The organism is bacterium, from assembly GCA_026414725.1.
Taxonomy (GTDB): Bacteria; Ratteibacteria; UBA8468; order B48-G9; family JAFGKM01; genus JAAYXZ01.
In genome coordinates this window covers 1-3,662 of the sequence record JAOAIL010000043.1, presented here as the reverse complement: position 1 = coordinate 3,662, position 3,662 = coordinate 1, and the positions used below count along the sequence as shown (strand labels likewise).

Annotated in this window: 3 protein-coding genes, 1 tRNA gene and 1 pseudogene; 1 reads left to right on the top strand and 4 read right to left on the bottom strand. The window is 41.5% G+C overall.

Features of this window, described 5'->3' with window-relative positions; all coding sequences use genetic code 11:
• Positions 1–195: 195 nt before the first annotated feature.
• Positions 196–268, top strand: a tRNA-Lys gene (locus N3D17_07700).
• 23 nt (positions 269–291) lie between these two features.
• Here the strand turns inward: N3D17_07700 and N3D17_07695 are convergent.
• From N3D17_07695 to N3D17_07680, 4 genes and pseudogenes are all read right to left on the bottom strand, one after another.
• Positions 292–1,065, bottom strand: a complete 774-nt coding sequence (locus N3D17_07695; GenBank protein ID MCX8083246.1) for an acyl-CoA dehydratase activase — start codon at positions 1,063–1,065, stop codon at positions 292–294.
• A 71-nt stretch (positions 1,066–1,136) separates the two neighbouring features.
• Positions 1,137–2,366: a 2-hydroxyacyl-CoA dehydratase family protein gene (locus tag N3D17_07690; GenBank protein MCX8083245.1), complete on the bottom strand. Its 1,230-nt coding sequence runs from the start codon at positions 2,364–2,366 to the stop codon at positions 1,137–1,139.
• 293 nt (positions 2,367–2,659) lie between these two features.
• Entirely contained in the window at positions 2,660–3,340 is a 681-nt protein-coding gene (locus tag N3D17_07685) for a DUF1559 domain-containing protein (protein MCX8083244.1), read from the bottom strand.
• Positions 3,326–3,409: pseudogene (locus N3D17_07680) on the bottom strand (prepilin-type N-terminal cleavage/methylation domain-containing protein). Before N3D17_07680 ends, N3D17_07685 begins: the two are co-directional and overlap by 15 nt.
• Positions 3,410–3,662: the final 253 nt, after the last annotated feature.

Genomic DNA, 3,662 nt, shown 5'->3' with positions numbered 1-3,662 from the left:
CGGGGGGAGAAGGTGAAGGATGAGGGGGAAAAGATTAGCAAAGGTTTCACCCTCCCCTTATTCCCCTCCCCTTGAAGGGAGGGGAAAATTAACAGCCCCTCTCCCCCTAAGGGAGAGGGGAAATTTTTTATTACCCATAAATTTTCCCTTTACCTTTTTTAAATTTTGTTTTATAATAATTATTTCTGAAATTATGGGCCGCTAGCTCATCTGGCAGAGCACCGCCCTTTTAAGGCGGGCGTGGCAGGTTCGAGTCCTGCGCGGCCTACTTTTTTTTACAGGCAGGAATAATTATTCTGTCAGTGCAGCACCATATGCAACTACAAACTGTGGTTCCGGTAAAACAATCACATCTCTTTCAAGGATTTTTTCAAGATAATGTTTTAACGCAGGAATTCTTGCACCACCTCCACAAAACAATAGATTTTCTCTATAACTGAACTGTCTTGTCATTGTTGCAATTCTTACAGCAATAGCATTAAAAAGCCCACCTGCTATATCTTGCCTTGAGGTTGATGATGTAATCAGAGAGATTACTTCACTTTCAGCAAACACACTGCAGGTAGAGTTAATCTTTACAGGACTTTTAGAAGACATTGCGAGAGAGGAAAAACCTTCTATATCTGTTTCAAGAACACCAGCCATAATCTCAAGAAACCTTCCTGTTCCTGCAGAACACTTATCATTCATCAAAAAATCCACTACTTCTCCTTTATCATCTACCTCAACCACCTTTGTGTCCTGTCCGCCTACATCTAATATAAGACATCTTTTTTTACCACCGAGTATATAGCCCCCTTTTGCTACTGCAGATATTTCTGTGATAATCCTGTTTGCCTTCTTAAACTGTCTTCTTCCATATCCAGTAGATGTAATATCCTTTAAATCTGTTTCTTTTATCCCTGCTTCTTCCAGTGCCTTCTGAAGGACATATTCAGATGAGGTTTCTGTATCTAAAGATGTTCTTATAATTGCCTTCCCAAGAATAATCTCATCCTTCACTATGGCACACTTTGTTGTTACAGAACCAATGTCTATACCTGCTTTTATCTCTCCTTTGTTCATTAACCTTCCTCCAGTTCTTACTGCTTCTTCCCTCTCCCTTGAGGGGAGAGGGTACAGGGTGAGGGTGAAATCTAACCGAGCATCTCCATAAATGCCTCTAACCTTGTCTTTAACTGTCCTGCATCTTCTCTGCTGAAGTCCGTCTTTAAAGCGAGGAATGGAATCCCTTTGTTTTTTAATACACTCCTTAAGACAGGGATGTCCATTTCAAAAACATTACAGAGACGAAGGTTATAATAAACAACCCCATCAATAGAATATTTTTCTACATTTTCAAGAACAGCATTGAGCAGTTTATCAACTCCGAGAAAACAGGGGCATATGCTCGGTGCAATATATTTTAGTGTAAGTGCCCTTATAATACCTGATTCTGTTTCTTCATCTACCTCTACAGGGTCAAACAGATGTCCGTATGCAGAACATAGAATATCAGCCCCAATATAACATTTAGCATCCTCCATAATCTCAAGAATCTTAAAGTTTGGGAATATTACTGGAGAGCCCGTAAGTAAAATCCTCTTTTTATAATCCCTTTCTATTTTTTCATTTATCATTTCTCTGTAAAGAACTTCTGCCTTCTCTGTCCAGTCCTTCGCTGGGAGTAAGAAAGATGCAGAAGTAAGAGTGAAATAGTCAAAGGAGTTTATAACTCCTGTTTTCTCGCCTCTCAATTGATATATTTTTCTGAATATCTTTGTCCGTTCATTTGCTGTCTTGCAGGCACTTAAAAGGTCTTTTCTGGTGGGTTTTGCCTTAAACCTATCCTTTAAGTATTCATAAAATTTTAGGTAGGCGGACTCCCACAGTTCAATACTCTTTGTATAATCAGAGTTCCTCGGTATATCAATGAAGTAGATGTTTTTAAAAGCAGGGCTTAATATCTCTGCTAATTTTACCTTGCCATCACAGGTTGCTGGAATGACGATTATATCGGCTTTTATATATTCATCAAAACTCCCGCAGATTGCCTTAATTACAGGACATATATCACCGGGTATAATTTCTTCTCCTGCTTCTGCACAGTGTAAGTCCTGATTACATAGTCGCAAAGGTACTGCTCCTACTGCCATAATGAGTTCTTCAGGGACACTGTTACAGAAGTATCCAACAACCTGACTATCTTTTGGTATATTCTTCTCTGCAACTACATTATAGAAGAAATCCATTGTTTTCAAGTTAGATAATTTTCTGTATCTTTCCGCTTCTTTTCTGTAATCAGGATATACATTCTTCTTTTTCTCTAACAATTGCTTGAGTTCCTTTATATATTGCTCTCCTATAAATCCCTTTTCTTCTTTCATAAGCCCCCTTTCTTGCTTTCTCCCTCTCCACTGAGGGGAGAAGGTGTAGGGTTAGCCCTTTCTTTTACTCTCCACCCCCACCTATTTTTCCTCCCCCTTCATATGGGGAGGATTTCTTTTTCCCTCGCCCTTGAGGGGAGAGGGGTGCTGGTGCGACGAGTAAGGAGCACCGTATAGCACGCCCGCCGAGTTGGTGAGGTGGGTGACCGAAGCCCGTCAGGGCAAGACAGGGTGAGGAGATAAAAAAAGGGGTGGCGGAAATGCCACCCCTTCTTCTGCTAACAAAAACCTAATTATAGTTTAATATAACTCCCACTTGCATTAACATAATGGTTCACACCATAAGAAGGAAGTTTTGATGTATTTACCGCTTCTACATGCCAGTCAGCAAAAAGTATATTGGCAACCCCTGTATGGAGTGTAAATATAGCGGTCTCTTGACCATAGTTGTTCCAGTCCCTTACAAAATACATTGCCTCACCCAGTGCTCCGTAAGTCGTAATGCTCCCAACCGCACCGGTATCAGCAACCATTACATAACTTGAGGGCTTGGGTATCCTGTCCTTTTTCAGATAGATGGACCAGGGCTCTAATGAATCATCCAGAACATATTTTCCCATACACCATGACTGCGGAACATCCAGCCCTATACCGTATGTTTTTAATTCTGGGTTTGTTGTAGGTATTACAGAACCCTTTGTTCCTGATGGGTCAGGTCTTCTTGACGGACAGTAGAATACCCTTCGCTGTTGAAGAGGGATGTAATTTCCCATCATCAAAAATACACTCCATTCTCTCCACATTCCTTGCCACTGACCCGCAGGAGTAGTCTTACCATTCTCATCCACCAACGCGATGATGCCACTGTAGTCATTGGCATACATCTCAAGTGCAACACCGACCTGCTTTAAGTTGCTTATGCAGGTGGCTGCTCTTGCTCTCTCCCTCGCCTGGGAAAGTGCTGGTAGCAACATTGCTGCTAAAATCGCAATGATTGCTACCACAACCAGCAACTCAATCAAAGTAAATCCTCTCTTCTGCATTTTCTTTCCCTCCTTTTTCTTTTTTCTATTCTAAACAGGCCGGGAGAAAACACAAAATGAAGGCAAAAAAACACACAAAATCCCTCCCTTTGAAACAATATTAGCCTGATTGCATTTTTACTGTATCACAAAAAAATTTTTTGTCAAGTTTTTTCTTCCCTCGCCCTTGAGGGGAGAGGGGTGCTGGTGCGACGAGTGAGGAGCACCGTATAGCACGCCCGCCGAGTTGGTGAGGTGGGTGACCGAAGCCCGT